The organism is Flavobacterium piscis, assembly GCF_031457575.1.
Lineage (GTDB): Bacteria > Bacteroidota > Bacteroidia > Flavobacteriales > Flavobacteriaceae > Flavobacterium > Flavobacterium piscis_A.
In genome coordinates this window covers 41,439-65,725 of sequence record NZ_JAVDWQ010000009.1, presented here as the reverse complement: position 1 = coordinate 65,725, position 24,287 = coordinate 41,439, and the positions used below count along the sequence as shown (strand labels likewise).

Genomic DNA, 24,287 nt, shown 5'->3' with positions numbered 1-24,287 from the left:
TTCATTATAATAAATCAATACAAATGTTTAAGTCAATAAAGTTATATTTTAAGTTAAGATTGCTGGCTAAAAAGCTTAAGAAACAAAACAAGTATCTTGATTTTACAGGGAACTTAAAATACGAAACGAATGTTATTATAGTAGATACTAAAATTCCTGAATTTGATAAAGATTCTGGTTCCAGACGATTATCAGAAATTATAAAGCTTTTAATTGAGAACAATACAGGCGTTTTTTTGTTGGCAGATTTTAAGGAATATCGCTTTAAAACAGAGTATATTCAATATTTCCGTAGCTTGGGAGTTGTAGTTTATGAACCCAGCGTAGATAATTTTGGAAAACTGATTACTAAAACTGACTTCATCAAACAGGTGATTCCTTTTACAAATTTTGTCTGGCTGCACCGTCCGGAAATTTTTGAAAAATATTATCCAATTATCAGGAAAAACAGCTCTTCTGTAAAAGTGTTTTTTGATATGGTCGATTTTCATTATTTAAGATTCAAAAGAGAATCAGAATTGACACAAAATCCTGCTATCATGAAAATGGCTCTTAAATATTTAAAATTAGAATTGGAGAATTGCAAAAAAGCAGATAAAATTATTGTTATTTCTGATGTTGAAAAAAAATTGCTAAAAGAATACTTTGATCAGGATTCTAAAGTGATCAGCATCGGAAACATCCATCAATATTTGCAAAATGATCATCCGGTTTTGTTTGAAGATCGTAAAGATTTATTATTTATAGGAGGTTTTGATCACAAGCCAAATGTAGATGCGGTACATTATTTAGCAGAAGAAATTATGCCTTTGTTATGGAAATCAAGACCTGAGATTTCAATTTCAATTATAGGGAGTAATGCTCCTGGATCTATACTAAAACTACATTCTGAAAAATTTAAAATTATGGGATACGTAAAAGACGTGGCTCCTTATTTTTTAAATTCCAAAATTTTTGTTGCTCCCTTGCGCTACGGAGCAGGAATTAAAGGTAAAATAGGACAAGGGTTAGAGTTTGGCCTACCGCTGGTTACAACAAATATTGGCGCAGAAGGTTTTGATTTTGATCAAAATACCGACATTGTTATTGGAAACACGAGCAAGGAAATAGTAAACAACATAATCTTACTTTATGAAAATAAAGAGGTTTGGAACAAAGTAAACTTAGATTCCCAAAAAGTAATTGCACCTTTTTCTATTCATTTCATTGAACAGAAAATACTAAGCCTGATGAAATAGTTCTTTATAATTTAAAAACAGTTTTTACCCAATTTTCAATAGTATATTTGTAATAAACAGCCTCGTTTAATGGTTTATAAGGTGTGTTTAAAAAATCAGGACTTATATTGATTTCCTCATTTTCATCCAGTACTAAAATATTATTCGGATTGTAAAAATCATACTCCGTAATTGATTTATTTGTGGTTATGATTTTCCTTTGCATCGCCAATGCTTCAAATATTCTAAAACTTAATCCGTTATGATCTTTTCTTATCAAATCCAGGTAAACATTTGAATTTTCTAATTCATTCATTAAAGTATCAATAAAAATAGGTTTATCTGTATAGATTATATTTTCATTGCAATTTTTTGGTTTTCTTTTTCCAATTATAATAAATTTAAATTGAATTGCGTTTTGAGATAAATAGTTTGCAATTTTATTTAATGAATGGAATCGTTCATCTATTGATAAAATAATGAATATTGTATTGTTTGTTTTTGAAAGAGGCTGAATTGCTCTCTTTTCTAAATAGATATAATTTGTAATAAAATTGAAGCCAAATTTTTTACAGTCCCTGGCATCAAAAGAATAAATAGTATCAAAAATTTTGTCTTTTAATAAGTGGTCTACCGGAAATCGTGTACAGCTATCGTAGATATAGGCAATATAGTTTTTAGTATATTTTTTTATCTCAAGATGCGTCTGTTTCGTTAACCGGTCGGGTCTTATAACTAAAATATGGTTCTGAGGACCTAATTTTTCGAGACGGCTTAAGATGTCTTTTTCTAATTCAATTTTTTTTATATTTTTTTTAAAGAATATTTTATTTAAGAAATTAGTTAACTTACTAAAAAAAGAGGGATAACGATATTTATATTTAGAGATGTCAATGTGGTGGGCTTCGATATTATTGCGTTTTAATTCAAGTACAATATTTTGATCAAAAGAGAAAAAGTCAAAACTGATTAAACAAATTTTCATGATAGGAGATTATTTTGGAAAGCTTACAGCTATAATTTGGGGATGTACTAATGAAAGAAAATTTTAAAATTTATTTTTCGATATATTGTCTGTAGGGTTGAATTTGAATTTGATTCGAAAAAAAAGCATCAAAAAAAAATATATGACGCAACCAATTTAAATCAGATATATCTACTAAATATATATTATTGTTTTTTAACAAAAATAGAGATTAAATACTAAATTGCAACGAATTTTATATTGAAGTTAATGATAGGAAAGATACAGGTAGGATATTTAGTTTCATATGATTATGAGCTGCTAAAAAATTCAATACCAACAATTTATAATGAAGCCGATACTGTTTTTCTGGCAATTGACAGCAATAGAAAAACATGGAAAGGCCAAACTATAGAAATCAACGATAATTTTTTTAAATGGCTCAACAAATTTGATACACAAAAAAAGATCGTTCTGTTTGAAGAAGAGTTTTATATAGAGGGACTTTCTGCGATGGAATGTGAAATTCGCGAACGAAAAATGCTGGCTCATAAAATGGGGATTGGCAACTGGCTAATTCAACTTGATTCTGATGAGTATTTTTATGACTTTGGGAAATTTGTTTCCTTCCTGAAATTAAAAAATAAGTTTCTCATAAATCCGGAGAATAAGATAGTTCAGATATGTGGCTTTAAAATTAATCTATATAAATATGTAGATGAAGGTGTTTTGTATGTCGATAAATTAGACAAGTTTATGATTGCAACAAACTATCCAAATTACAAAATAGGAAGACATGCTAAATGCCGATCCATTTATACGGATTCTGTAGCATTACATGATTGTTTGTCACGTTCAAGAGAAGATTTAGTTCAAAAAATTGACAATTGGGGGCATAATGATGAGATAAATAAAAATGAATTTATGCGTAAATGGGATTCGGTTTCAATATCTAATTATAAGCAGATTTGCGGTTTTTTCTATTTAGATCCAATGCATTGGAAAACATTAGAATTCATGAAAGGAGACTCCTTAAAGGAATTGTTAGCCAATTTTAAATTAACTAATAAAATCAATATTGGAAAATTCTTTTTATTAAGAAAGAATTTTGGACAATGGTTTAAGTTTCTTATGAAAAAAAAAGTTAAAGCTTAAAACAAAATTTGCTTATATACTTCTAAATAATCTGCGGCTGCAATTTTCCAATCGAAACTTGCGGCTCTTTTTTTCATAAGAGTTTCTATCTCGTTTTTATTTGTATTGAAATGATCTAAACCGTCAAAAAGTATATTTTTCATATATTCAGGATCAAAATTACTCCAATAATTTGCGATATCTCCGCCTATTTCCGGCAATGAAGTTTTATCTGACAAAAAGACAGGTTTTCCAAAACTCATAGCCTCTATTGGTGGCAATCCAAAGCCTTCTCTTATCGATGGAAAAAGAAAAGCAACACAATTTTTCATATAATACTGTTTCCCCTGATCACTCACTTTTCCGGTTAAAAAAACCTGATTTTCCAGACCGTTTTCATCAATTAGTTTTCTAATTACCTGACCGTATTTTTTGGTATTATTTCCCGAAATAATTAAATTATAATCTTTTATTAATTTCATCATATTTACAATCGAAACATAGTTCTTTCGCTCGATAAAATCTCCAATTGTATAAAAGAAAGGCTTGTCTACAGGAACATTGCTTATAAAGTTAGAAGTGTCTTTTAAAGCAGATATTGGATTCCCATTGTAAATGATATATTCAGGAACGTCCGGAACCTTAAAATAATCATGTGTTTGTTTTTTGGCAAACTCAGAAATATAAGTAATAGCATTTGCTCTGCTTAATTTTTCAATAAATAAGCGATTGCGTTTGTGATTCATATCAGAAGATATTTCTTCAACAAAATTTACATCATGTATAGTTAGCAGATATTTGGTTTTTGTTCGAGGTTCTAATTTAGAATTTTGATTAACAGAATGCCACAAATTAAATTTATCCATAGGTCTAAAAGGCTTATATCTATGAAACGATCTGTATTTATGATATTCGAATTTATTGCCAAATTCATTTTTAAGTAAATCTGGTTTTCCGGAATTTAAATGAAGTTCAAGATTTTCAAAAGATAGATGTTGTAAACCTTTAATAAGTTCATAATTAAAAGTACCAAGCCCGGTAGCTCTATTATTTATATTGTGTGTTTCTAAAAATACACTTTTCTTATTCGACATTTTTTTTTAACGAAAATACAATAATAATTTGAAGTCTAAAATTCTATATGTATTTTTGTTCATTCATAAAATCAACTGATGAATTTTAAAGTAAATCCCATTTTTGAAAATAGTAAAGTGTCAATTATTGATCAAATTAGAAATTTTAATAATTCAGGAACACTTTTTGGTAATGGCGATCGAAATAAGATAAAATTATTTGTTATAGATCAAAAAACGGTTAACGTTAAATCGTTTAAAATTCCTAATATCATTAATAAGATTGCTTATAGGTATTTTCGAAAATCAAAAGCAAACCGGTCATTTGAATATGCTACAATTCTATTGGAAAAAGGAATTGGAACACCTGAACCAATTGCTTATTTTGAAAACTATAATCTGATTGGTTTGAAAGATAGTTATTATATAAGTGAACATCTAATAACTGAACTGACTTATAGGGAACTTGTTGAAATTCCTGATTACCCTGATCATGAAAGGATTTTAAGACAGTTTACACAATTTACTTTTGATCTTCATGAAAAAGGAGTAGAGTTTTTAGATCATTCGCCCGGCAATACTCTAATAAAAAAGGTTGGTAATGATAAATACGAATTTTTTCTGGTGGATTTAAATCGAATGAATTTTCATGACAAAATGAGTTTTGAGCAACGTATGAATAATTTCAGACGCTTAACTCCTAAATTAGAAATGATTAGGTTGATGAGTAATGAGTATTCAAAATATTATACAGATAAGAGTGAAGCTGATATTTTTGAAACAATGTGGCTTGCAACTACTAACTTTCAGGAAGAATTTGCAAGAAAGAAAAGGTTGAAAAAGAAACTTAAATTTTGGAAGCCTTAATTAACTTTCTTCCGTAATTTTTTAAGCTCCTGAAAAAGAATTATTAGTCAGCATCAATAAAAATAATCCAGGAATGTGTAGCTAAACTAAACTCATAGCAAAGTTTCTTTGAGCTGCAAAATCATCAAATACTCGCTGTACAATTTTAACGTTGGTAAATGTTGAAGCATTTCTGTTGTTTTATCAGTGCTAAAAGAATCTACAACGATAATTTCATCGGCGAAAGTCAAATTTTCGAGAACAGCCTTTATGTTTTTTCCTCGTTATAAGTAATGAGTATAGCTGTAATTAGTTGCTTGTTTTGCAAAAACATTTTAATTTTCGCTAAGATTTTGCTTTAAAAACAATTCGATTTTATTCTTAAAATATTCAGGTTTAAATGCTTCATATAATGATATAGCATCTTTTTTGAGTGTTTTTTCAGTTTTTCCGTCAAATAAATCCGAATGGAAATCATTCAAATGCACTGAGAGATGTTGAGTCCCATCTTCAAAAGTGGCCCAGATTTTCTTTTCTATCCAAGGAGAAAAAATTATAAAAGAGGGTTTTTTGAGAGCTTTGGCCATATTTATTGCACCGCCATCATTCCCAATTATCAAATCGCACTGATTCATAATTGCTATAAAAGAGCGTAAATCCTTTCCTAGCAAATCAAAATATATTTTTTCCTGAGTAGAGGGTTTACAGGCGTTAAAGACAGTTTTTGCTTGTTCAAGTTGTTTTGGAAAGTAATTAAAAAGGATATTAACATTTGCATTTGCAGCGATATAATCAACCACTTCTGCCATATATTGTAGTGGATAAGTCTTGAGTTTTTCGCTTCCCAAAATGCTTATCATTATTGTTTTTCGTTCTTTTTTTATTTGGTGTTTTTTAAATAATGCAGCGGCTTCATTGTTTTCTTTTTCAGTAACAAATAATTTTGGAACAGGGTCTGTTTTGATCGTTAAATTTAATGGTTCTAATAAGGAAAGTCTTCTCTCAATCGCTAAGCCTAAATTGGTTTTTGGATAGTCTTCCAACGGAACATTATCAGTGTACAGGAAATTTCTCCCTGGTTTTTTATAAGATATTTTTCTTTTGGAATTACTCATAAATACTAAAATCCAACTTTCTAATTTAGAATAGGCATCAATTAGTAAATTATAATTTTCTTTTCTAATTTTTAATCCAAGATTGAAAAGTTCTTTTTTGCTATTACGGTGTTTTTCTTCAAATAAAATGATGTTATCTATACTGGGATTATTTAGTAAAACAGGAGTTGTTGAAGTATAAACCAAATAATCTATTTGTGCATCAGGATAAGCAATACGCAAATTATTGCATAAAATACTGCTTATCAAAACGTCACCAATCATTTTTTGTTGAATTACAAGTATTTTCATTAGAAAAAAAATAATTAAGTTGAGAGATTACAAAATTGAAACAAAAAAATCAAATTTTCTTCATTTCATTAAACGGAATTTGGATTTTATAAATTAATTTCAAAGTTTACTATGGTAGATAATCAATCTGTAATAATTGTTAATTTGCTAATTTATCATTGATAACACGATCATTAAAAGTTTGTATGTAGGCTTTTAAGAAGTTTTCCATTTTTTGAGTTTTGGATTTATTTTTTAGCATTAAATTTGTTTTAAGTAAAACATCTTTTTTCCAATTATATAATCCAATTCCCTGATTATTTGCAAATGCAAGATAATATTCGTCTTGTATGTAATGATATATTCCTTGTAGATAATATACCACAAAATTTTCTTTGGATTTATAACTTTTTCCAAAACTAATCATGTCTGTCTTTATGTTTAAATAATCTAAAATACTTGGCATGATATCGATTTGTTGGAAGTTTTTGTCATTTATACCTACCAAGTCTGGATTTGAAGGATCGAAAAATAATATGGGAATACTAAATTTACCAATATTTGTTTTATCTATAGCCAGATCTCCTCCTGACGAAGTATGATCTGATGAAATAACAAATAAGGTGTTTTTGTACCAGTCTTGTTTTTTAGCGTTATCAAAAAACTTTCGTAAAGCAAAATCAGAATAGGCAATACTTTCTTGGATTTCAGTAGTTCCCTTAGGGAATTTGCCTTTGTATTTTTCAGGAATTATATAAGGATTATGTGATGATATGGTAAATAATGAACTAAAAAAAGGCTGCTTAAATGTGGTTAGCTTAGTAGCGTAAAATTGCAGAAACTCTTCATCAAAAATTCCCCATCTACCGTCAAAGGCTTCATTTCCGTTATATTGATCTTTTCCAAAGTATAGATCAAAACCGGCTACTTTTGCATATTGATCAAAATTTTGACTTCCATTAAAAGCGCCATGAAAGAAAGAAGTATTATATCCCTCTTTTTTCAAAATTTTAGGTAAGCCATTTATTTTATTTAAAGAATAACTTGATGAAATAAAAGAATTGTTCATTAAACTAGGAATGCTTGATAGAATAGATGGAACTGCATCAATAGATACTTTTCCATTGGCAAAACCATTTTTGAAATAATAGGATTTAGTGATAAGCGAATCTAAAAATGGAGTTTGTCCCCGTCCAACATTTTCATCTCCAAAGCTCTCTAAAATTAATATTACTACATTTTTTTTAATAATAGGGTTTGATGGATTTAAAGAAATAGAAGGATTATAAATCGAAATTAATTCTTTATCATCAAAGTAATGAATTTTGTCAATATCTTCTTTTTTTGCAATCGTTTTTAGTATGCAAAAAGGCGTGTTTAACACTAATGCAGAATTACTTAATGTACCATATTTAATAGCGTCAACAATTTTAATTGGCTTTTTTTGTAAGCCACCACGGCCAATAACAAGTATGATAATTAATGAAAGGACAAAATATGCTGTTTGTTGATAATAATTCTTTCTTGTTACGGTTTCTAAAATATGTATCTTTTTTAGATTTGGAATTAATTTCCAAAAAATAAAACTAAGCAAAAGAAATATTACTGCGATGTACCAAAACTCTTTTAAAAAATTGGGTATCAGTCCGATAGCTTCTTTTTCCATTCCCTTTGCAGTAATCATACCGTAAGTACTTCTTCTGCCAGTAAAACGATAATAAATAATATCTATAAAATTGGTAGCAATAAAAAGTAAATTAATAGCAAAAAAAGTAATTTTTAAAGTAAACTGATAGTTTCTGTTGTATTTAAAATTACCTGGAAACAAATGTACAATTACAAAAACAGTGTTGATAAAAGCAACTGCTGCAAAATCAAAAAGCAATCCTCCTGTAAAGGTTTGTAAAGTAAATTCATCAAATTGCTCAAGATTGATATAATAAAATAAAATGCGGCTCAGCTGATAAATAGTAACAATTAAAAGAAATCTTTTAAAAAATAAGGCAATACTTTTTTTGTAGTTGTTCATCGATAGTTAGTGCTTTGTTACGTTGTTAGCTAATGTTTTACTGATATTTCTGTAAACTAAAAAAGATTTAGAAAACATAATATATAGTTTTCTAAATCTTTTTATGAATATTAGAATTTGCGACAAAAATATAAAAAAAATGTATCTGATTATACCGCTACATCATATTCTCTTAACGCATTATTTAATGAAGTTTTCAAGTCTGTAGAGGGTTTGCGTGTACCGATAATTAGTGCACAAGGAACCTGAAATTCACCCGCAGCAAACTTTTTAGTATAACTTCCCGGAATTACTACAGAACGGGCAGGAACAAATCCTTTCATTTCAACTGGAGTTTCTCCGGTAACATCTATAATTTTGGTTGAAGCAGTCAAACATACATTTGCACCCAAAACAGCTTCTTTACCTACGTGAACACCTTCTACAACAATACAACGTGAACCTACAAAAACCCCATCTTCAATGATAACAGGAGCAGCTTGCAATGGTTCTAAAACTCCACCAATTCCAACACCACCACTCAAGTGAACGTCTTTACCAATTTGTGCACAACTACCAACAGTTGCCCAGGTATCTACCATTGTTCCTGCATCAACATAAGCACCAATATTTACATAACTTGGCATCATAATTACGCCACTGGAAATATAAGCCCCATAACGGGCAGATGCCCCGGGAACTACACGAACTCCTTTTTCAGCATAATCTCTTTTTAGCAACATTTTATCATTGTATTCGAAAATTCCAGCTTCTAATGTTTCCATTTTTTGAATAGGGAAATACATTACAACAGCTTTCTTTACCCATTCGTTTACCTGCCATCCGTCACCTATTGGTTCAGCAACACGAAGTTTTCCAGAATCTAATAATTCTATAACTTCCCTGATAGCATCAGTTGTGGTTGTTTCTTGTAATAAAGCTCTGTTTTCCCAAGCTTGTTCTATTATCGTTTGTAAAGAATTCATAAAGTTTAAGTTTTTGGCAAAGATATGTTATTTGAACAAATTCAAAAAGGCAAAACAATTTGAAAATGTTACAAATTTAACTTTTTGTTTTTAATTTAAGAAGTTGTCTTTTGAATTGACATTGCTTTTTGTTACTTTTTTTTATTTTATAAATATGATAAATATCAGATTTTGATTTTTAATTTGTCTTTAATTTTGCAATACATAAGACCATACTTAAGCTATAATACAAAACTAATTAACGATTTTAGACTACTATATATGAATCAGGAAAATCAGATCAAAAACAGAGTTACAGTTATTGATAAAGAAGTCACGTGGGACAAAACACAGGTTATTATGAGCAAAACAAATGCTTTTGGGATAATAGAATATGCCAATGAAGTATTTGTAGATGTTTCAGGTTATGAAGATTATGAATTAATGGGACAGCCACATAATATTATCCGTCATCCGGATATGCCAAAAGTTATTTTTAAAGTGCTTTGGGAAAATTTGAAACAAGGAAAAAACTTTCATGCAATTGTAAAGAATTTAGCGAAATCAGGCAGATATTATTGGGTAATTACTGATTTTGAAATTGCTAAAGATGAAAACGGTGTGATTGTAAATTATTTTGGCAGAAGACAATCTGTACCTCAGGAAGTTATTTCGCTGCATATTGAGCCGCTTTATAAAAAGTTACTGCAGATTGAAGCCGCTAGCGGGGTTGAATTTAGCGAGAAATATTTGATTGGATTTTTGGAAGAAAAAAAGAGAACGTATGTAGAATATATCAAGGAATTGATTTACGAACAGGAAAAGGCACAGTCCAAATTCAATCACTATGAAGTGCAAGAAGGAGATGATGAGGAGGAGAGAGGTTTTTTTAGACGATTATTTAATAAATAAAGATATTTTTTTAGTTGTTTTAATTTTTGGGTAAATCCGTTTTGAAATTTTCAAAGCGGATTTTTTTTATGATTTTTGATGTTGAAATTTAAAGTTCCTATTTTATTGAAAATATCATATCTTTAAAATTGTACAATTAGGATATAATTGAAATAATATTATGAAAGATAATTTTTCGAAACAGGCTGTTGATTATTCTAAATTTCGTCCACAATATCCTGATGAAATGATTGAATATGTAATTTCATTTGCCAATAAAAGATTAATAGCACTTGATGTTGCTACAGGAAACGGGCAAGTAGCAAACAAACTTTCGGTTTTTTTTGAAAAGGTTTATGCAACCGACATCAGTCAAAAACAACTAGATAATGCAATTAAGTCCGAAAATATAATTTACATTAAAGAATCTGCTGAAAAGACTTCTTTCGAAAATCAGCAATTCGATTTAATTGTTGTGGCACAAGCCGTACATTGGTTTGATTTTGAGTCTTTTTATAAGGAAATCTACAGAATATTAAAGCCTGAAGGCATTTTTGCAGTTATGGGCTATGGATTATTTTCTACCAATCCGGATTCAGATAAAATTTTGAGACATTTTTATTATGAGATTGTAGGGCCTTATTGGGATGTCGAGAGAAAATATCTGGATGAAAATTACGAAACAATTCCGTTTCCGTTTGAAGAAATTCCAGCAGAGAAATTTCAAAATCAATTTACATGGACTTTTGAAACATTGATAGGATATCTTCAGACTTGGTCTTCGGTGCAGCATTATATTTCAAAAAATAATCAAAATCCAATAGATTTGATTTTCGATGATTTGAAAATCTCGTGGAAAAATAATAATCAGGAAGTTACATTTCCGTTATTGTTAAGAATTGGAAAATTAAATCCATAAAGTATAGCCTGAAAAGTTTTATATTTGTATTGTAAATGAAAGTATTATGGAAGCGATTAGATTAGAGTTTATAACTGTTTACGAAGTTGATGTGAAAAATAAAAAGTTTATGTCTTCGGTTTCATAAAATATAAAGACTCCTTATAAAATGCCAAGAATTCTCTCCATAGACTACGGACAAAAGCGTACCGGAATTGCCGTTACAGATGAAATGCAGATTATAGCTTCAGGCTTAACCACGGTTCCAACCAATACTTTAATTGATTTTTTGAAGGATTATTTTGCCAAAGAAAAAGTTGAAGCAGTTTTAATTGGCGAGCCAAAACAAATGAACGGGCAACCTTCAGAAAGTGCTTCTATTGTAAAAGGATTTGTAACGCACTTTTCAAATATTTTCCCAGATATGAAAGTTGTTCGTGTGGATGAGCGTTTTACTTCAAAAATGGCTTTTCAAACTATGATCGATAGTGGATTAAGCAAAAAGCAGCGGCAGAACAAAGGACTGATTGATGAAATTTCCGCAACGATTATGCTTCAGGATTATCTTTCTTCAAAAAGATTCTAAATCAATATCATAATCTGGAATTTTGTAATTTTCTAACTTTTAACTTGTAAAAATTAGTTTTTTTTTGCGATTATAAAAAGTACCTTTGCATTTTAAATAAAATTACTGTTATGCCTGACAAAACAATACGTTCAAATAGTGAAGTAGTACTTATTGGAGCTGGAATTATGAGTGCCACTCTAGGAGTAATTTTGAAAGAATTACAACCTGATATTAAAATTGAAATTTACGAAAGACTCGATGTTGCGGCAGCTGAAAGTTCTGATGCATGGAATAATGCAGGAACGGGACATTCTGCATTTTGTGAATTAAACTATACCCCGGAAAAGGCAGATGGCAGTGTAGATCCTAAAAAAGCAATTAGTATTGCTGAATCTTTTGAGGTATCACGTCAGTTTTGGTCTTATTTGGTACAACAAAAAAAAGTACCTACTCCTGATAATTTTATTAAAAGTGTTCCCCACATGAGTTTTGTTTGGGGTGAGCAAAATGTAAAATACCTTAAATCACGTTTTGAGGCTTTACAAAAAAATCCATTATTTGCTGAAATGCTTTTTAGCACTGACTTTGAGCAATTAAAAGAATGGATGCCGCTTGTGATGGAAGGCAGGGAACCTAATGAAAAGTTGGCAGCAACTACAATGGCTATTGGTACCGATGTAAATTTTGGTGCTTTGACCAGAAGTATGTTCAATTATTTAGAAAAATTAGACGGTGTGTCTTTGCATTTTAATCATGAGGTAAAAAAATTAAGACAACGCGATGATAAATCATGGCGAATTAAAATTACAGATTTATCTACTGGGCAAAAACGTAAAGCATATCCTAAATTTGTATTTATTGGTGCCGGAGGTGGTTCATTGCCATTATTAGAAAAGGCAAATGTGCCGGAAGGAAATGGTTATGGAGGTTTTCCCGTAAGTGGTCAATGGTTAAAATGTACAAATCCGGAAGTTATCGCTAAACATCAGGCAAAAGTATATGGTAAAGCAAGTGTTGGAGCTCCTCCAATGTCGGTTCCACATATTGATACCCGTGTTATTGACGGTGAGAAAGCATTACTTTTTGGACCTTTTGCAGGATTTTCAACTCGTTTCTTAAAAAATGGTTCTTATCTGGATTTACCCTTGTCTATAAAAGCAAATAACCTAATTCCTATGTTGTCAGCAGGATTTCATAATATTCCATTGACAAAATATTTAATAGAACAGGTTAGGCAATCCCCAAAAGACAGAATTAAAGCTTTGCGCGAATATTTGCCTACAGCAAGATCAAAAGATTGGGTTTTAGAGAAAGCGGGACAACGTGTTCAGGTTATTAAAAAGGATGAAAAATCAGGTGGGGTTTTAGAATTTGGTACAGAGGTTATCAATACTCATGACGGGACCCTGGCTGTTTTGCTGGGTGCATCTCCCGGAGCTTCTACTGCTGTTTCTATTATGATAGATCTGATAAAAAGATGTTTTCCGGACCAGATTAAAACACAAGAATGGGAAGCAAAATTGAAAAACATGATCCCTTCTTATGGTCAGGTCCTAAATGATAAACCTGAACTTTTAGCGGAAATACGAAAAGTGACATCAGAAGTTTTACAACTAAAAAATAATTAAAACAGACTTTATATAAAACAGCAAGCCCGGTTAATTATCCGGGTTTGTTGTTTTTAGTTCTTGTGTAATTTTTAAAATCTTTTCGGATAGGTTGCTCATCCAAATCAATTGTTCTATAACCATCTGTGCCTCTTGCATCTTAGCCTGACGGGTTTCTTTATCAAGTTCATCATCAGTTGCCAAACGGGTGAAATTTTTACGCTTAAGTTCTTCAAATTGTAAAGTGACATCTTCTTTATCAAAAAAAGTATCGGTTATGATGGTTTCGTTCCTTAAAATTGAAACTGCATTGTCTAAATTTGAAAGAATTGTTTTTATAATGTAATTAAATGACTCTGAAGCTGAAGTAGTTTGATGTAATTGAATATAGGTTGATAAGGATGTTAAAGCAGATAATAATGAATGGTTTAGAACTACAAGTTTATTGACTTTTGGAAGTAATTTTTGTTTCGATTTGGGTTCCTGCATCATTCTCTGAAAAGAAGTCATTAAATTTCCAATTTCAATAAAAGTGTGTTTTCTCGCCAATCTGTATGAAGTTGGTACTTCACCTTTTTTATTATAAAAATCTGCAATTTCTTTAAGATATACGCGGTTAGCCCTAATCGAATTTTCAATGTGTATTGGAGTGTTAATAAACTCCCATGCCGGCCATAAGAACTGATTCGCAATAAAAGCCAAAATAGCTCCGGCAAGAGAATCCAGAATTCGAAACTGAATTACTTCTACTATATCCGGAACCAAAATGCCATATATAAATACAACATACATCGTAACAAAAGTAGCACTGATTTTGTAATTAATTTGTGCGAAGGAAATTCCAAGAAGCATACAAACAATAGAGAAAATGCTCAAGGCGACATGATTCTGTATAAAAGAGACAATCCCAAATGCTAGTAACCCGCCCAATATAGTTCCGAAAATTCGATTATAAGAACGTTCTTTTGTTAAGCCATAACCAGGCCTCATAATCACAACTATTGTCAATAAAATCCAATACACATTTTGAAAAGGAAGAAATTTTCCAATAATAAAACCAATTAAAATTGTAATGGTCAATCGCAATGAATGCCTGAAAATAGACGAAGAAAAGCTTAAATTTTCAATCAGGGTTCGCAATGGATAATATTGTGGTGTCAGGAATTTTTCTAATTCCTTATCTTTATCTTTTAATTTATAAGATTGCATGGCAAGCGAAAATGCACGCTGTATGATTTTAATTTTGCCAACCTGATTTTTGGCATATTTCAGCATGTTAGTTAACATTAAAACACCTTCGGCGGAGTCTTCTTTTCCTAACGTTTTTTCGTAGTCAAAAATGGCAAATTCAAGTGCATCAAGTTCGTTTTTTAAATCATTCTTATCAATATATTTTGTGATATGATGTACATTTTTGGATAGTTTTTTTAAGGTAGAAGCTAATTTATAGGCGACATTTTGATACGTTCGTAAAACATTTGGATGTTTATCAAATTTTTCATGGAGTTTACTATGGTCAAAAGAAGTATATAAGGCCAGTTCCTGAATTTCAACTAAGGTGATAAAAACCAATAGCATTTTTCGGTTTTGACTGCTTCCTGTGGTTGCATTTTGGTTACCAAATAATACTTCACGTAAATCTTCATGAATCAGATTAAGTTCAACCTGGATGCTTAATTGTTTTTCGATAATTTCTTTTCTATTCGCTTCCGGACTCCATAAATCGCCTCTGAGTTTTAAATATTTTGCAGTTAATCTTATGCCCTCCGCAATTTGAAGTTCAATATATTTATAAGGCTGTGCAAAATGAAAAATAAGCGATACTGTCAGATATAATATTCCTCCAATGAAAATATAAGAGGAGTAAAATACAGCTTCCATACCCTGATGCAAGTGACCGAAAGATAATGATATTGATAGTAAGGCCGAAAACGAAACTAAAGTTGCCCGTTGCCCGTACACTGAAATCATAGAGCATAAAAAAAGTAAAATTGCCAAAAACGGGTAGAATAAATAAGGAAATGGGTAAGCGAGATTTACCAATAAGTTTACTCCTGAAACGATAAATGAAGCAACTACCAGCCCTTTTATCTTATGGCTCAAAGTACTCGGAATATCACTTGGGTAAGTGAAAAAAGCACCAAGCGCAATAGTAAAACCAATTTCAAAATAGCCTAAAAAGTGTAAAGTTAAAACAGGGATAACTGATGCGATAGTTACTTTTGAAGCGTTTAAAAATGAGGTGCTGTTGGTAAATTTGGCAATACGGTCGAGCATATAAATTGGTTTACCAGCAAAGGTAAGAATTGTACGAATCAATTTGGCATAATTATGGCTTTGATTTTTAACAGTAGTCAAAAAAATAAGAGATAATATGCAATTTAGAAATATTCATTACTATATTTTTACTATTTTTGCCACCTGAATTCAGCGTATCAAATTCAGAATTTTCAGATGATAATTATATAAAATAATACAAATGATTTTACCAATTGTAGGATATGGTGATCCGGTTTTAAGAAAAGTGGGTGAGGCAATTACGCCGGAATATCCAAACTTAAAAGAAATATTAGCAAATATGTACGAGACCATGTACAATGCATACGGGGTAGGCCTTGCTGCGCCACAAGTTGGTGTTGCCATTCGTTTATTTGTTATTGATACTACACCTTTTAGCGATGATGAAGACTTACCGGCTGGTGAGCAAAAAGATCTTAAAGGTTTTAAAAGAACTTTTATCAACGCCAAAATTGTAAAAGAAGAAGGTGAGGAGTGGAGTTTTAATGAAGGATGTTTGAGTATACCAGATGTTCGTGAAGATGTGTACAGAAAGCCAACTGTTACTATTGAATATTGCGAGGAGGATTTTGTAATGAAAACGGAAGTTTTTGACGGTTTGATTGCAAGAGTGATTCAACATGAGTATGACCATATTGAAGGTGTTTTATTTACAGATAAAATTTCATCTTTAAAGAAACGTTTGATTCAGAAGAAACTAAAAAATATCACCGAAGGCAAAACATTTCAGGAGTATAGAATGAAATTCGCAGCTGCCAAAAAAGGAAGATAAAAAATATAATTAAAGAAATTCTTAATACTAATTTTAATAAACATGAATTTAGAGAAAATTTTAGCCATTTCGGGAAAACCGGGTTTATATGTATTGAAAGTGCAAACACGTACAGGTTTTGTGGCAGAATCATTATTAGATGGAAAAAAAATCACAGTAAATTTAAAAAGTAATGTAAGTTTATTGTCTGAAATTTCAATTTACACTTACGAAGGTGAAAAACCATTGACAGAAGTAATGCAACGTATTGCTGTTAAAGAAAACAAAGGTCAGGCTATTTCACATAAGGAAGATAATACAAAATTAATTACTTATTTTAAAGAAATATTGCCAGAATATGATGAAGAAAGAGTTTATCCTTCAGACATTAAAAAAATATTAAACTGGTATAATATGCTTCAGGCAAAAGGTTTAGTTACTGATGAAGCACCTGCAGCTACTTCAACAACTGAAGAAATTGCTGTTGAAGAGCCAGTAAAAAAAGCTCCTGCTAAAAAAGCAAAAGCAAAAAAAGAAGAATAGTAGTTTTTCTGCATTCAAATATAATTAATCCTGTCAAGATGTTTTTCCTGACAGGATTTTTTACTTTTACATTTATTCCGTAATAACCAGCAAAACTTTAAAAAATGAGTAAAGAACTTCAACTTCAGGCTTTCGAAAGATTATTAATTATAATGGATGAATTGCGCGAACAATGTCCGTGGGATAAAAAACAGACCATCCAAACGCTTCGGCATCTAACGATTGAAGAGACTTATGAGTTGGGTGATGCTATTTTAGATAATGATCTCAACGAAGTGAAAAAAGAGCTGGGTGATTTGCTTTTGCATATTGTGTTTTATGCTAAAATTGGAAGCGAAACTAATGATTTTGACATGGCTGACGTTTGTAATGAAATCTGTGAAAAACTCATTCATCGCCATCCCCATATTTACAGTGATACAGTTGTAAAAGATGAAGAGGAGGTTAAACAAAATTGGGAAAAACTAAAACTGAAAGAAGGGAAAAATTCTGTTTTGGAAGGTGTTCCTAAAAGTTTGCCCGCATTGGTAAAAGCAAGCCGGATTCAGGATAAGGTAAAAGGTGTAGGTTTTGATTGGGAAGAGCCACATCAGGTCTGGGATAAAGTTCAGGAAGAATTAGAAGAATTGCAGGCAGAAGTGACGTCAGGAGATCAGGATAAAATTGAAGCCGAATTCGGGGATGTATTATTTTCGATGATTAATTATGCAAGATTTCTAAATGTAAATCCGGAAGATGCTTTAGAGCGTACAAATAAAAAATTTATTAAACGTTTTCAGTATCTGGAAAGCAAAGCTGGCGAATTAGGAAAACCATTGATGGATATGACGCTGACAGAAATGGATGTTTTCTGGAATGAAGCAAAAAAGTTATAAAAAAAGAGATTCGATAATGAACCTCTCTTTCCTGAATTTAATAATCGACGCTTAAATACAATCCTGATTTAAAAAGATTTATTGTTGCATTTTGAAATAATAGTCTGCTGAGTGTTTTCCACTTCCGTAAAAAAGAAAAAAGATGCAAATTAAAAGTACAGTAACAGCTAAAACTAAATTTTCTGAATGCATTTGCCCCATAAAATTAACTAACACAGCTCCAAAAAGAATTGGTAACTGGGCAGCAATTGCCCAACGTGTCAGTAGTCCAAAAACAATCATAATTCCGCCAATCATATGGGCAGGTGCGATATAATGTAAAAGAAACATACCGCCTCCAAACTGATCAATAGGCGAAATTAACTCCTGTAAATACTGAATATTGGTTACAAATGAAATTCCTTTCATGAATAGAAAAACACCCAATATGATACGTACTAAATCAATAGGTAAATAAGTGTGCGCATTGGCCCATTTATTTAAATTTTTTACATTTTCCATGATACTTATGATTAAGAATAATACACTAAGTTACTAATTTTTAATTAGATATTTGTCTTTTAAGTATTTGAAAATAAGTTTTTTACATTTATTTAGATATATTTTGAGAATTTGTGAAAGCTAAACCTGAATGACACCTAAGTTAAATTGCTTTTGAATTGGTGCATGGTTGGCAGCTTCTATTCCCATAGAAATCCAGGTACGGGTGTCTAACGGATCAATAATAGCATCTGTCCACAATCTTGAAGCAGCATAATAAGGAGAAGTTTGTTCATCGTAACGTGCTTTTATTTTGTTGAACAACTCAGCTTCTTTGGCTTCATCTACGATTTCTCCTTTTGCTTTAAGTGACGACGCTTCAATTTGGGCCAGTACTTTTGCAGCCTGTGTTCCTCCCATAACGGCAAGTTCTGCACTTGGCCAGGCAAATATTAATCTCGGATCATATGCTTTACCACACATGGCATAATTTCCTGCTCCATATGAATTACCAACGATTACAGTAAATTTAGGTACAACCGAATTACTTACGGCATTGACCATTTTGGCACCATCTTTTATTATTCCGCCATGTTCTGATTTAGAGCCAACCATGAAACCGGTAACATCCTGTATAAAAACCAGTGGAATTTTTTTCTGATTACAATTCGCAATAAAGCGAGTGGCTTTATCAGCACTATCAGAATAAATTACACCACCAAACTGCATTTCGCCTTTTTTGGTTTTGACCACTTTTCTTTGGTTGGCCACAATTCCTACTGCCCAGCCGTCAATTCTGGCATAACCGGTGATTATAGTCTGACCATAGCCATCTTTATATGCTTCAAACTCCGAATTATCAACCAAACGATTGATGATCTCCATCATGTCGTATTGTTCATTTCGGGCTTTTGGTAAAATTCCGTAAATATCTTTAGGTTCTAAAGCAGGTTTTTCGGATTTGATACGGCTATAGCCGGCTTTATCATAATCACCAATTTTGTCAACTATATTTTTTATTTTATCTAAAGCATCTTTGTCATCTTTTGCTTTGTAGTCAGTCACCCCTGAAATTTCACAATGTGTTGTGGCACCGCCTAAAGTTTCATTATCGATTGATTCTCCAATTGCTGCTTTTACCAAATAGCTTCCAGCGAGGAAAATACTTCCGGTTTTATCAACAATCAAAGCTTCATCACTCATAATAGGTAAGTAAGCGCCTCCTGCAACACAACTTCCCATCACGGCAGCAATCTGAGTGATACCCATGCTGCTCATTTGGGCATTGTTTCTAAAGATGCGTCCAAAATGTTCTTTGTCCGGAAAAATTTCATCCTGAAGAGGTAAATAAACACCTGCACTATCTACCAAATAAATGATTGGTAACCTGTTTTCCATGGCAATTTCTTGCGCACGAAGGTTTTTCTTTCCTGTGACAGGAAACCAGGCACCGGCTTTTACAGTAGCATCATTGGCAACAACAATACACTGTTTGCCCTTAATGTATCCTATTTTAATGACAACACCTCCCGAAGGACATCCGCCATGCTCAGCATACATTCCTTCTCCAACAAAACCACCAATTTCAATACTTTTAGAATTTTCATCCAATAAATAATCAATTCGTTCGCGAGCTGTCATTTTACCTTCAGCATGTAGTTTTTCAATACGTTTTTCGCCTCCTCCTAATTTTACTTTGGCAAATTTTTGTTTTAGTTCAGAAAGTAATAGTTTATTGTGATCTTCGTTTTTATTGAAGTTTAAATCCATAAGATATTGATGTTTTTACAAAATAGTGTTGGCTAATTTACAAAATCAATTGAAACCCACATAATAAAATATTTTCTTCAGCGTGAATGAAAGAGGGTTGCTGTTATTCAAAATTCAGATAATTTTCAGGAAGTTGAAAAGTAATATTTTTAATCAGATTAAAAATTATTTTTTAAGAATGTAAAATGCTATAAACAAAAAAAACAGAAGCTGACTTCTGTTTTTATATGACAATATTAAGGTAAATTATTTTTTAGAATCGCACACCATTCGTTTTAAAATAGCCCATTGTTTTAAGGCGTCACGAGCTTCAACAGCAGGATATCCCAGCATGGTTTTTCCGGCAGGAACATCTCCTGTAACACCAGATCCGGCGCCAACAATGGCTCCGTCGCCAATATTAGTATGATCTTTTATAGATGCGCTTCCGCCAATAATGACTCCGTTTCCTAAAGTTACAGAACCGGCTAAACCACTATTTCCTGCCATGATACAAAATTTACCTAATTTACTATTATGCCCAATTTGAACCAGATTATCAATTTTACAACCATCACCAAGAACAGTTGAACTGAATTTTCCACGGTCAACACATGTATTAGCACCAATTTCAACTCCGTTTCCGATAATTACATTCCCTATTTGTGGAATTTTTACCAACCCTTTTTCTTTGCAAGGACGAAATCCAAAACCATCTGCACCAATTGTTGCATTTGGATGAATAATACAATCGTTCCCAATATGACAACGTTCGCGAACCACAGTTCCTGACCAGATAATTGTGTTTTTTCCAATAGTGCATTCGTCAAGAATAGTGACATTGGGATAAATTGTCACGTTTGGAGCAATTTCAACTTTTGGACCAATGTAGCATCCGGCACCAATACGGGCTCCTTCGCCAATAACAGCAGATTCATCTATAGTAGCTGTTTTATGAATATCGTTATGGAATAACGGAGTAGGAGGTGCAAAAAGAGCCAATATCTGAGACATTGCCAAATCAGCATTTTTTACTTTTATAAAAGCACGATTCACACCCGGTTCAATCGAAATATCTTCGTTAACCACTGCTACTGATGCTTTTGAGGAAGACCAGAATTTTTCATACTTTTTATTGCCTATAAAAGAAATTTCTGAAATAGCAGCCTTTTCTAATTGTTCTGCTGCAGTAATTTTTTCTGACGTAGAGCCATAAATTATTCCATCTAATACTTCGTTAATTTCTTGAATTGAATAGGATTTCATGTAATAAAATTTAATAAATGTTATTGGCGAATTTTTGCCAAATAAAATCAATTACATTTTAATTACCTAATATTGTTATTAAGATTTTTATATAGTGTTTTGAATAACAACTAAAATATTACAAATTTAACAGTAATTCTGTCAAATTATTGAAGGTTTTCTAATTTTGGTGATTAAACAGGCTTTAAATTTGCTTTCTGTAATAGCTTTTGTGAGTTTAGAATTTCCTCCGGATTCGCATAAACAATATACATGGTTTTATTGTTAAAAAAGAATCTTCTACATTAAAATCAATTGATTTTAATGTATTAATGTCCTTGTTTTTGGGTGTGGCAGATAAAAAAGTGAGATAAGGCCGAATAGGGTTTCCTGATTTCCAAATGCATTTTGTTTAGTGCTTTTTTGTAATTCCTGAGGTATCAAAAGAAGGATCGGAACCTAATATTCAATTTTTTTTTTAATTGAAATTGCAATTAAAATTTCTAATCTGAAGTATTAGTAAGTAAACTTTTAAAAATATATTTCCACTTTGAATATTAGTGCTCAGTTTTGTATTGTAAAATCTGTAAAAACGGCTCTAAGTACTTCTGTTTTAATGAGTTTTGACCACTTACATTGATACCCCAACAAAAACAATATGTAGGTTTCCATATTACTTAAAGTTAATTGACTAAACCATTATGGACTGAAAGGCCATAGATTTGGTTTGTCAGACTAAAATCCCGCAAGGCTGTAACACCTATTTAGTAACCACAAATCACACCAATTAACCCTAATTAATTGGTGGAAATTTGTGCAATTTGTGGCTATTATTTTTTAGAAGCTAAAGCATAATCCACTAAAGGACATAGTTGTAAAACTATATCTGAGACCAACAAAAAAATGATTTACTTTCGATTAAAAGGAATCGCTTTTTAAATTATTATTCTTTTATTTTAGATAAAGATATGGCATTAATACAATAACGTAAGCCAGTAGGCTCAGGGCCATCGGGAAAAACATGTCCTAAATGGGCATCGCAGGTATTGCAGACCACTTCAACCCGGATCATTCCGTATGATTTATCAGCATGGTAGGCAATAGCATTTTCCTTAATGGGTTGTGTAAAAGAAGGCCATCCGGTTCCTGATTCAAATTTTTCGCTGGCATCAAAAAGCAAAGTGCCACAACATTTACATTCATAGATTCCAGGATCGAACAAACTACAAAGCTCTGAACTAAAAGATCTTTCAGTACCTTTTAAGCGTGTTACCTGATATTCTTCAGGAGTTAAAAGCTGTTTCCAGTCTTCATCTGTTTTCTCTATTCTTTTTTCAGGAGTCGGATTTCCTTTGTTGGTGTACCGAATTATATCTGCCCATTTAATCATGACTTTTTATTTAGTTCTTAGTTCCGGTTTTCAGTTTCAGTTTCAGTCTCAGTTTTTTGCTGCTTTTAGAACTGCGATTGCGACTGAAAACTGCGACTAAAAAAATTATTCCTCTTCTTTCTGTCCCATCATCATTAAAAATGCTTTTAGGAAAGGATCGATATTTCCGTTCATAACCCCATCAACATCGCTGGTTTCGTAGCCTGTACGGACATCTTTTACTAGTTTATAAGGTTGCATTACGTAATTACGAATTTGCGAGCCCCATTCGATTTTCATTTTTCCGGCTTCGATATCGGCACGTTGGGCTTGTTGTTTTTTCAATTCGATTTCATACAATTGAGAACGTAACATTTGCATGGCACGTTGCCTGTTGTCTTGCTGTGAACGTGTTTCAGAACACTGAATCTGGATTCCGGTTGGTTTGTGCACCAATTGTACTTTAGTCTCTACCTTATTTACATTTTGTCCTCCTGCACCACTGGAGCGCGAGGTTGTAATTTCGATGTCAGCAGGATTAATGTCAATTTCGATACTATCATCAACAAGCGGGTACACATAAACTGAAGCAAAAGAAGTGTGACGTTTGGCATTACTGTCAAAAGGAGAGATTCTTACCAAACGATGTACACCGTTTTCTCCTTTTAAATATCCAAAAGAATAATCGCCTTCAAATTCTAAAGTTACGGTTTTGATACCAGCAACTTCGCCTGCCTGGAAATTTAGTTCCTTTATTTTGAAACCATAACTTTCTCCCCACATCATATACATGCGCATCAGCATTCCTGCCCAGTCACAACTTTCTGTTCCGCCTGCTCCGGCAGTAATCTGTACTACGGCACTTAAACTGTCACCTTCATCAGAAAGCATGTTTTTGAACTCAATGTTTTCAATATGCGCCTGCGTTGTACTGTAATGCTCATCTAATTCCTCTGCAGAAAGTTCCCCTTCTTTATAAAAATCATAGGCAAGTTGCAGTTCATCAGTAAGTTCAATGGCCTTGTCGTAATCTTCGATCCATTTTTTTTTGTTTCGAAGGTTTTTTACAATTATTTCGGCTTCTTTAGCGTTATTCCAAAAGTCGGGAGCAAAAGTTTTTTCTTCTTCGTTGGAAATTTCAATTAGTTTGGCATCAACGTCAAAGATACCTCCTCAACGCACCAAGGCGCTCCACAATACCTTTTATTTGTTCGGTAGTTGTCATAAATTTATAGTAATTTTGTTTTGAAAAATTATCGGGTCACCGATTTTTTAGCCTTGATAGAAGTGAAAATCCTTTTTTTGTAAAGGGTTATTTTTTGTTAAAGAAAAAAAGCGACCGGCGGAAGCTCTTTTTTCTTTTTACAAAAAAAACGTTTTGAAAAAAGATTGAAACGAATAGCAAGATTGGCTTCTGATAA

The 24,287-nt window shown here is 31.9% G+C and carries 21 protein-coding genes; 10 read left to right on the top strand and 11 right to left on the bottom strand.

Features of this window, described 5'->3' with window-relative positions:
* The first annotated feature begins 23 nt into the window (after positions 1-23).
* Positions 24-1,238: a glycosyltransferase gene (locus J2W48_RS13770; protein ID WP_310282213.1), complete on the top strand. Its 1,215-nt coding sequence runs from the start codon at positions 24-26 to the stop codon at positions 1,236-1,238.
* Positions 1,239-1,242: 4 nt separating this feature from the next.
* On the opposite strand, the gene J2W48_RS13765 is transcribed toward J2W48_RS13770, so the two are convergent.
* On the bottom strand, positions 1,243-2,202 hold the full coding sequence (locus tag J2W48_RS13765; protein WP_310282212.1) for a WaaS/CpsH family glycosyltransferase: 960 nt from the start codon (positions 2,200-2,202) through the stop codon (positions 1,243-1,245).
* A 249-nt stretch (positions 2,203-2,451) separates the two neighbouring features.
* Here J2W48_RS13765 and J2W48_RS13760 point away from each other — a divergent pair, with 249 nt between their 5' ends.
* Positions 2,452-3,336, top strand: a complete 885-nt coding sequence (locus tag J2W48_RS13760) for a hypothetical protein (protein WP_310282211.1) — start codon at positions 2,452-2,454, stop codon at positions 3,334-3,336.
* Here the strand turns inward: J2W48_RS13760 and J2W48_RS13755 are convergent.
* Positions 3,333-4,409, bottom strand: a complete 1,077-nt coding sequence (locus J2W48_RS13755; protein WP_310282210.1) for a glycosyltransferase family 4 protein — start codon at positions 4,407-4,409, stop codon at positions 3,333-3,335. The two genes, J2W48_RS13760 and J2W48_RS13755, sit on opposite strands and share 4 nt — an antisense overlap.
* A gap of 78 nt (positions 4,410-4,487) precedes the next feature.
* Here J2W48_RS13755 and J2W48_RS13750 point away from each other — a divergent pair, with 78 nt between their 5' ends.
* Positions 4,488-5,255 (top strand): lipopolysaccharide kinase InaA family protein, encoded by a 768-nt coding sequence (locus J2W48_RS13750; protein ID WP_310282209.1) that lies wholly within the window; start codon positions 4,488-4,490, stop codon positions 5,253-5,255.
* 314 nt (positions 5,256-5,569) lie between these two features.
* Here the strand turns inward: J2W48_RS13750 and J2W48_RS13745 are convergent, their stop codons facing one another.
* From J2W48_RS13745 to J2W48_RS13735, 3 genes are all read right to left on the bottom strand, one after another.
* Complete coding sequence (locus tag J2W48_RS13745) at positions 5,570-6,640, bottom strand: glycosyltransferase family 9 protein (RefSeq protein ID WP_310282208.1); 1,071 nt, start codon at positions 6,638-6,640, stop codon at positions 5,570-5,572.
* 139 nt (positions 6,641-6,779) lie between these two features.
* Positions 6,780-8,285 carry an LTA synthase family protein gene (locus J2W48_RS13740; RefSeq protein ID WP_310282207.1) on the bottom strand — a complete coding sequence of 502 codons (1,506 nt, stop codon included), beginning with the start codon at positions 8,283-8,285 and terminating at the stop codon, positions 6,780-6,782.
* Positions 8,286-8,797: 512 nt separating this feature from the next.
* Positions 8,798-9,613 carry a 2,3,4,5-tetrahydropyridine-2,6-dicarboxylate N-succinyltransferase gene (locus J2W48_RS13735; RefSeq protein ID WP_310282205.1) on the bottom strand — a complete coding sequence of 272 codons (816 nt, stop codon included), beginning with the start codon at positions 9,611-9,613 and terminating at the stop codon, positions 8,798-8,800.
* A 261-nt stretch (positions 9,614-9,874) separates the two neighbouring features.
* Here J2W48_RS13735 and J2W48_RS13730 point away from each other — a divergent pair, with 261 nt between their 5' ends.
* From J2W48_RS13730 to J2W48_RS13715, 4 genes are all read left to right on the top strand, one after another.
* Positions 9,875-10,504, top strand: a complete 630-nt coding sequence (locus tag J2W48_RS13730) for a PAS domain-containing protein (RefSeq protein ID WP_310282204.1) — start codon at positions 9,875-9,877, stop codon at positions 10,502-10,504.
* Between the two features lie 160 nt (positions 10,505-10,664).
* Entirely contained in the window at positions 10,665-11,402 is a 738-nt protein-coding gene (locus J2W48_RS13725) for a class I SAM-dependent methyltransferase (RefSeq protein WP_310282203.1), read from the top strand.
* 148 nt (positions 11,403-11,550) lie between these two features.
* Entirely contained in the window at positions 11,551-11,967 is a 417-nt protein-coding gene (gene ruvX / locus J2W48_RS13720) for a Holliday junction resolvase RuvX (RefSeq protein WP_310282202.1), read from the top strand.
* A 110-nt stretch (positions 11,968-12,077) separates the two neighbouring features.
* Positions 12,078-13,577, top strand: coding sequence for a malate:quinone oxidoreductase (locus J2W48_RS13715; RefSeq protein WP_310282201.1), 1,500 nt, complete (start codon positions 12,078-12,080; stop codon positions 13,575-13,577).
* A gap of 30 nt (positions 13,578-13,607) precedes the next feature.
* Here J2W48_RS13715 and J2W48_RS13710 read toward each other — a convergent pair whose 3' ends face one another.
* The gene (locus tag J2W48_RS13710) at positions 13,608-15,833 is read right to left on the bottom strand and encodes an FUSC family protein (protein WP_310282357.1); all 2,226 of its coding nucleotides are present in this window, start codon (positions 15,831-15,833) and stop codon (positions 13,608-13,610) included.
* Between the two features lie 202 nt (positions 15,834-16,035).
* Between J2W48_RS13710 and def the strand changes: the two genes are divergently transcribed.
* The 3 genes from def to mazG all read left to right on the top strand — a co-directional run bounded on the left by def (position 16,036) and on the right by mazG (position 18,023).
* Positions 16,036-16,626 (top strand): peptide deformylase, encoded by a 591-nt coding sequence (gene def, locus J2W48_RS13705; RefSeq protein ID WP_310282200.1) that lies wholly within the window; start codon positions 16,036-16,038, stop codon positions 16,624-16,626.
* A 42-nt stretch (positions 16,627-16,668) separates the two neighbouring features.
* Entirely contained in the window at positions 16,669-17,148 is a 480-nt protein-coding gene (locus J2W48_RS13700; RefSeq protein WP_310282199.1) for a DUF5606 family protein, read from the top strand.
* Positions 17,149-17,252: 104 nt separating this feature from the next.
* The gene (gene mazG, locus J2W48_RS13695) at positions 17,253-18,023 is read left to right on the top strand and encodes a nucleoside triphosphate pyrophosphohydrolase (protein ID WP_310282198.1); all 771 of its coding nucleotides are present in this window, start codon (positions 17,253-17,255) and stop codon (positions 18,021-18,023) included.
* Between the two features lie 78 nt (positions 18,024-18,101).
* Here mazG and J2W48_RS13690 read toward each other — a convergent pair whose 3' ends face one another.
* From J2W48_RS13690 to prfB, 5 genes are all read right to left on the bottom strand, one after another.
* On the bottom strand, positions 18,102-18,524 hold the full coding sequence (locus J2W48_RS13690; protein WP_310282197.1) for a DoxX family protein: 423 nt from the start codon (positions 18,522-18,524) through the stop codon (positions 18,102-18,104).
* Positions 18,525-18,644: 120 nt separating this feature from the next.
* Positions 18,645-20,273: an acyl-CoA carboxylase subunit beta gene (locus J2W48_RS13685; RefSeq protein ID WP_310282196.1), complete on the bottom strand. Its 1,629-nt coding sequence runs from the start codon at positions 20,271-20,273 to the stop codon at positions 18,645-18,647.
* Between the two features lie 246 nt (positions 20,274-20,519).
* Complete coding sequence (gene lpxD / locus J2W48_RS13680; protein WP_310282195.1) at positions 20,520-21,518, bottom strand: UDP-3-O-(3-hydroxymyristoyl)glucosamine N-acyltransferase; 999 nt, start codon at positions 21,516-21,518, stop codon at positions 20,520-20,522.
* 922 nt (positions 21,519-22,440) lie between these two features.
* Positions 22,441-22,887, bottom strand: a complete 447-nt coding sequence (msrB, locus tag J2W48_RS13675; RefSeq protein ID WP_310282194.1) for a peptide-methionine (R)-S-oxide reductase MsrB — start codon at positions 22,885-22,887, stop codon at positions 22,441-22,443.
* A gap of 105 nt (positions 22,888-22,992) precedes the next feature.
* A protein-coding gene (prfB, locus tag J2W48_RS13670) for a peptide chain release factor 2 (RefSeq protein ID WP_310282193.1) occupies positions 22,993-24,091 on the bottom strand; the annotation gives its coding sequence in 2 pieces (ribosomal slippage) (positions 22,993-24,027 and positions 24,029-24,091; 1,098 coding nt in all).
* Positions 24,092-24,287: the final 196 nt, after the last annotated feature.